This window comes from Enterobacter sp. SECR19-1250, from assembly GCF_013391025.1.
GTDB classification, from domain to species: Bacteria; Pseudomonadota; Gammaproteobacteria; order Enterobacterales; family Enterobacteriaceae; genus Enterobacter; species Enterobacter cloacae.
In genome coordinates this window covers 1-5997 of record NZ_JACASJ010000170.1, presented here as the reverse complement: position 1 = coordinate 5997, position 5997 = coordinate 1, and the positions used below count along the sequence as shown (strand labels likewise).

Below are 5997 nucleotides of genomic sequence, written 5' to 3'. Positions count from 1 at the left end.
AGTCATCGGGCATTATCTGAACATAAAACACTATCAGTAAGTTGGAGTCATTACCCGATGAATGATACTTATCAACCCATCAATTGTGATGACTATGACAACCTCGAACTCGCCTGCCAGCATCATTTAATACTGACGCTGGAGTTAAAAGATGGCGAAGTGTTGAAGGCGAAAGCCAGCGACCTGGTTTCACGTAAGAATGTGGAATATCTGATAGTGGAAGACGCCGGTGCGACGCGTGAGCTACGCCTGGACAAAATTGCCAGCTTCAGCCACCCGCAAATCGGCACCGTCGTGGTGAGCGAATCCTGATGACACTAACGGGCAGCCTGGCTGCCCGTTACGCTTTCCACTCCAGACTCACGCCCGATTCTGCCCAGCCCTCTTCTGTAATGAATACCCCTGCCGCCGCAATCAGCGTTTCACCGTAAAAAAGTAACGGCGTGGTATCGCGCAACCAGGGCGGCACATTGCACTCCTGCCAGATTTTTTTGAGCTTCCTTCCACCGTTACGTCCGACAATGTGCAGCATACCGCTGGCCTTAAAGCGCACGGTGACCGGTTCATCGGCTTTCGGTAAACGCACATGGCCTGGCGTCTCCAGAGACAAGCTTCCCATATCCCAGGGCAACAGCAGCGGTTTCGCAGGCGATGGCCAGCCGAGCACCACATCTGCAAGCGAGGGGGTCGATTTCACCCACCACAGCTGGCCTTTATAGCGCCTGACGTCAAAACCATTCAGGTGCACGCACGGCGTTGCATCCTCCCGCGCCTGGGCGACTTCGTCCCAGATACGTCCCAGCATGGCACGCGATGGCATCGTGGCACGGTGAGAGGCCAGCCAACGGCGCAGCAGCGCGGCCCGACGAACCGGACTCATCGCCTCCAGCGGTGCGATCGCCAACGCCCCGTTTACCGAAATCAGTTCAGCCAGTTCTTCACTCAGCAGTTCATCCAGCAGGCTCTCCTGTTCGGCACACAGCAGGGCGCTTCGTGCTGTTGCGTCTGCAAAGTGCGGCCAGCGTGCGGTCAGTAACGGCAAAACACGCAGACGCAGGAAATTACGATCGTAGCCATCGTCCTGATTGCTCTCATCTTCAATCCAGCTCAGCTGATATTGCTGCGCCCAGGCTTCCAGCGATGCACGCGACTCGCCAAGCAGCGGACGCAATAATTGCGTCCCGGCAAAATCAGAGCGTTCAGGCATGGCGGAGAGCCCCGCCGGACCACTTCCCCGTTTTAACGCCAGCAAGAAGGTTTCGCACTGGTCGTCAAGGTGCTGTGCCGTGACCAGCGCTTCGCCGGGCTGTAATGCCGCGGTAAATGCGGCATAGCGCGCTTTACGCGCGTGCGCTTCAATACCGAGCCCTTCATCTCTGAGCACCACCCGTTTAATCTCAAGCGGGATCGCCCAGGCCGAGCACACCGCTTCACAGTGCGCAACCCAGGCGTCGGCGTGAGGACTCAGCCCATGATGGATATGCATCGCCCGGAGCTGAACGTCAGGCTGTTGATCGCGCCAGAGCTTGAGGCGATGGAGCAACACCGTGGAATCCAGGCCACCGCTAAATCCCACCAGCAGCTGGCGGTACGGTGAAACGGCTTGCGCAATAGCGGGTAGGGTCATAGAGAATTACACATAAAAAATGCCCGAACAGAGCGGGCATTATCACACAGGATGGCGCTTACTGCTGGTAAAGCTCCAGCGGAAGACCGTCCGGATCGTTGAAAAACGTAAAACGCTTGTCGGTAAACGGATCGACACGAATCGCTTCGCACTTCACGCCATGCTCTTCAAGATGTTTTACCGCACGGTCAAGATCATCCACGCTAAAAGCCAGATGGCGCAGGCCGCAGGCTTCCGGATGGGACGGACGCGCAGGCGGGAAAGGAAAAGAGAACAGTTCAATCACATACTGCCCGTTTAACGCCAGATCGCCTTTCCAGGAGTCGCGCTCCACACGATAGGCCTCGCTTAACAGCGTAAAGCCCAGAATGTCGCAATAAAAGGCCTTACTTTTGGCGTAATCGGTGGCAATGATCGCAATATGATGAACCTGTTTTAAACCCAGCATAGCTTCTCCTTTTTATGATGCCTGAACGTTACAACCGAAAACCCGCCCCTGGCAAGCAGCCACCTTTATTTTAGGACTCGCACCCAGTAAACCCCATTTTCATCACGTTTCGCACCGTGGATATCCGTCTCGAAGCCCGGGTAGTGACGCCCGACAGAACAGAGCATCAGCAGAAAATCGAGCACCGCACGGCTCTCTTCGGTGATCATCTCTCCCGGCATCAGCAGCGGTACGCCCGGTGGATAAGGCAGGATCATATTGGCCGAGACGCGTCCCACCAGATTTTCCAGCTCAACGGTTTCTACCTCCCCTTTCACCTGTCGCTGCCAAGCTTTGTGCGGCGTCAGTTTCATCTCAGGCAAGACGTCAAACGCCTGCAGCATCAGGCGCGGCAGGTCGTGCTGGCGGATCAGTTTGTGGATCCCCTGGGCCAGATCCTGTATACGCATATTGCGATAAAAATCAGGATCCTCCGCATAGAGATCCGGCAGCATGTTCTTCACGCGCAGGTTCAGATCGTACGCACGCTTAAACTCCATCAGCCCACGTAGCAGACCCATCGCGCGGGTTTTATCAATCCCAATGCTGAACAGGAACAACAGGTTATACGGTCCGGTTTTCTCCACCACCACGCCGCGCTCATCAAGGAATTTCGCCACCAGCGCGGCCGGAATGCCTTCGTCGCTCATGTTGCCCTGTTCATCCATGCCCGGCGTCAGGATGGTCACTTTTACCGGGTCGAGGAACATGTGGTCGGCATCGGCATCACGGAAGCCATGCCACTCCTCACCCGGCGCGACTGGCCAGCACTCCGCCTCGTCAATCTCTTCCGGCTGCCAGATATCAAAGAACCAGCCCTCAGCCTCATCTTTTAACCGCTGAACCTCTTTGCGGAAAAGCAGCGCGCGCTCCACAGAGCGATTGATAAGACGTTTACCCGGATTGCCGCGCAGCATCGCCGCAGCCGTTTCAATGGAGGCCACCAGCGGATAACTTGGTGAGGTGGTGGTGTGCATCATAAACGCTTCGTTAAACGTCTCTTCGTCGTATTCACCTTTGATATGGATAAGCGAGGCCTGGGAAAACGCTGCCAGCATTTTGTGCGTCGATTGCGTTTCGAAAAACACTTTGCCCGGCACGCGTTCGCCACTCATCCCGCTTTTACCCGCGTAGATGGGGTGAAAATTGGTATAAGGCACCCACGCGGAATCAAAGTGGATCGAGGGAACATCCAGCGTCTGTTTGATCCAGTTGGTGTTATACAGCAATCCATCATAGGTGGAGTTGGTGATCACCGCGTGGATCGGCCAGCTTGCGCCGGGGATCGCCGCCACCTTATTTTCTATGGCTGAATGGGTGAATTCACGGCGCGGAATTCCGCCCAGGATCCCCAGCGCGTTACGCGTGGGTGACAGCCAGAGCGGTACGACATCGCTCATCATAAGCAGATGCGCCAGCGACTTATGGCAGTTACGGTCGATGAGTAACGTACTTCCGGCCGGGGCGGCATACATGCCGACGATTTTGTTTGACGTCGACGTACCGTTGGTCACCATATAGCTCTGCTCGGCCCCAAAGGTGCGGGCGATGTACTCTTCGGCTTCCAGATGTGGACCGGTGTGATCCAGCAATGAGCCAAGCTCGGTAACCGAAATCGATACATCCGCTTTCAGGGTGTTGCCGCCGAAGAAATCATAAAACAGACAGCCAACCGGGCTTTTTTGATAAGCCGTCCCCGCCATATGACCAGGCGTGCAAAAGGTGTACTTTCCTTCCTTCACATAGGTAAACAGCGCCCGGGTAAACGGCGGCGTGATGTTATCCAGATACTCGCCGGTATATTGCTGAATGCGGGCCGCAATATCTTCGGCCACGCCGAGTGAGTATTCGAAAAACCACAGCGCCATCCGCATATCCTGGGCACTGACGTCCATGGTCGAGTGGGTATTGATAAACGCATACAGCGGGAGATATTCATTCAGTTTGTTGATATCGCTGCACAGCTCCAGGTCGTACTCATCCCAGTCGAAGATCACGCCACAGATCCGCGGGTTGTGCTCAATGAACTTCAGCAGGTCAGCGCTGTTGTGCGGCCAGATCAGCTGATAGCCACGTGACTGCAGGGCCTGCTCCAGCTCCTTGATAGGCTCATCTTTATAAAAGACGCCGTGTGGCCCCATAATGGCAATAATATTCACGGGCTTCCTCCTTAAAAAACATTAGCTAAGCATAGCCAGGGTAAACCGCAGGTATCGGCATAGGGGACGGCCTTCATAGGCCGCTCCCCTGCCACACCACCCGGCATGCGGGTCCGCACCGGGCGGTTCGAGAGATTGAGGTTATGAGAGGCGCGCCAATCCCAGCCTGTCGAACCACGCAATATTCAGCACACGATTCAACTCAAAACGGCTATTACGCCACCAGCGATGAGAGTTACTGGCCACCCTCTGCGCCACCTGCTGGCTCGCCCCCAGTGTCCGCAGCTCTCGATAGATCGTAGGGCCACGCTTCCACTGCCTGAGCTGGATCGCTCTCAGTCGATGTCGTATCCATTCGTCCAGCTTGCGCCAGACTGCCGGTGTTTGCGACAACGTGAAGTAGGCTTTCCAGCCCAAAAGATAAGGCCGAAGATTATCTGCGACCTGTTGCAAGCTACGCCCGCAGGAGCGCCGGGTAAGCCAGCGGATACGCTGCTTGAACTGTTTCTGCGCCTTATAAGAGACCGCGCGCTTGACTTCACTTCGGGCTGACCACAACTCATAGCCCAGAAACTTGCGACCAAACGCGCTCGTCACTGCACTCTTGCTCTCGTTGACGCTCAAGTGCAGCTTTTCGTACAGCCGCCTCAGCAGGGCCATTACCCGCTGCCCCGCCTTCTGACTGCGCACATACACGTTCGCATCGTCGGCATAGCGCACGAAACAATGGCCTCGGCGTTCAAGCTCCCGATCCACTTCGTCCAGCAGCACGTTCGCCAACAACGGCGACAGTGGGCCGCCTTGCGGCGCCCCGCAGCGGCTTTTCTCGACCACGCCATTGATCAGCGTTCCCGCATCCAGATAGGCGCGAATCAGCCGGATAACCGCCTGATCCGTAATCCGTTTGCGCAAACGATCCATCAAGATGTCGTGATCGACCCGGTCGAAGAACTTCTCCAGATCAACATCCACCACCACTTTACGTCCTGAAGAGGCATAGCGCTGAGCCGCTAAAACGGCGTCCTGCGCACAGCGTCCCGGACGGAAGCCGTAGCTGTGTTCACTGAAGGTCGGATCGAGTAATGGCTGCAAGGCTTGCAGCAACGCTTGTTGGATCAAACGGTCGGTGACCGTTGGGATACCCAACTCGCGTTGACCGCCGTCAGGTTTGGGAATGACCACACGCCGTACCGGACTGGGCCGGTAGACTCCTGAAAGAAGCTGTTCACGAATCCCCGCCCATTGGGTCAGCAGGTACTCGGCCGTCTGATCAATATCCAGACCGTCGACTCCCGCTGCACCTTTGTTGGCCTTGACCCGTTTCCACGCCCGTTTCAGGTTTTCTCTCGCAAAGGCCCGTTCCAGCAGCCCTTGTCCTGCGTTATCGGGTTCATTTTGCGGGCGATTGACCTCGTCGCTGACAGGATTTCTCACGGTTTCACCGCTCGTTATCTCCGTCCGCCCCGCGTTTGGCAGGCATCTGACTTCCGGTCTTTCGCATCAACATGGCCTATGACGCTTTCTCTCGTTCGGCCCTTCGTCAAAAAAAAAAAGACTACTACGGCCTCTGCTGACTTCTCGCTCCGACTCGCGCCGTCGCCCTTTCAGGCACAAGGCGAGATCTCCCCAGGTAAGAACGCAATCCTTCACCGCACAACCGCCGGATTTACGTAAGCGTCAAGCCACTGCCGCCTGTTGCGATTACTAACGATTGACGATGATAG

Annotated in this window: 5 protein-coding genes; 1 reads left to right on the top strand and 4 read right to left on the bottom strand. The window is 56.1% G+C overall.

Going from position 1 to position 5997, the window contains the following annotated elements:
- The first annotated feature begins 57 nt into the window (after positions 1-57).
- On the top strand, positions 58-312 hold the full coding sequence (gene rof / locus HX884_RS24895) for a Rho-binding antiterminator (protein ID WP_072094896.1): 255 nt from the start codon (positions 58-60) through the stop codon (positions 310-312).
- Positions 313-340: 28 nt separating this feature from the next.
- On the opposite strand, the gene tilS is transcribed toward rof, so the two are convergent.
- The 4 genes from tilS to ltrA all read right to left on the bottom strand — a co-directional run bounded on the left by tilS (position 341) and on the right by ltrA (position 5707).
- Entirely contained in the window at positions 341-1627 is a 1287-nt protein-coding gene (gene tilS / locus HX884_RS24890; protein ID WP_028028087.1) for a tRNA lysidine(34) synthetase TilS, read from the bottom strand.
- A 58-nt stretch (positions 1628-1685) separates the two neighbouring features.
- Positions 1686-2075 (bottom strand): VOC family protein, encoded by a 390-nt coding sequence (locus tag HX884_RS24885; protein ID WP_058682404.1) that lies wholly within the window; start codon positions 2073-2075, stop codon positions 1686-1688.
- 65 nt (positions 2076-2140) lie between these two features.
- Positions 2141-4273 (bottom strand): lysine decarboxylase LdcC, encoded by a 2133-nt coding sequence (locus HX884_RS24880; protein WP_178328946.1) that lies wholly within the window; start codon positions 4271-4273, stop codon positions 2141-2143.
- Positions 4274-4414: 141 nt separating this feature from the next.
- Entirely contained in the window at positions 4415-5707 is a 1293-nt protein-coding gene (ltrA, locus tag HX884_RS24875) for a group II intron reverse transcriptase/maturase (protein ID WP_017341082.1), read from the bottom strand.
- Between the last annotated feature and the right edge of the window lie 290 nt (positions 5708-5997).

Coding starts and splice junctions, on each gene's coding strand:
- rof (WP_072094896.1), top strand. CDS start 58: ATGAATGATACTTATCAACCCATCAATTGTGATGACTATGACAACCTC.
- tilS (WP_028028087.1), bottom strand. CDS start 1,627: ATGACCCTACCCGCTATTGCGCAAGCCGTTTCACCGTACCGCCAGCTG.
- HX884_RS24885 (WP_058682404.1), bottom strand. CDS start 2,075: ATGCTGGGTTTAAAACAGGTTCATCATATTGCGATCATTGCCACCGAT.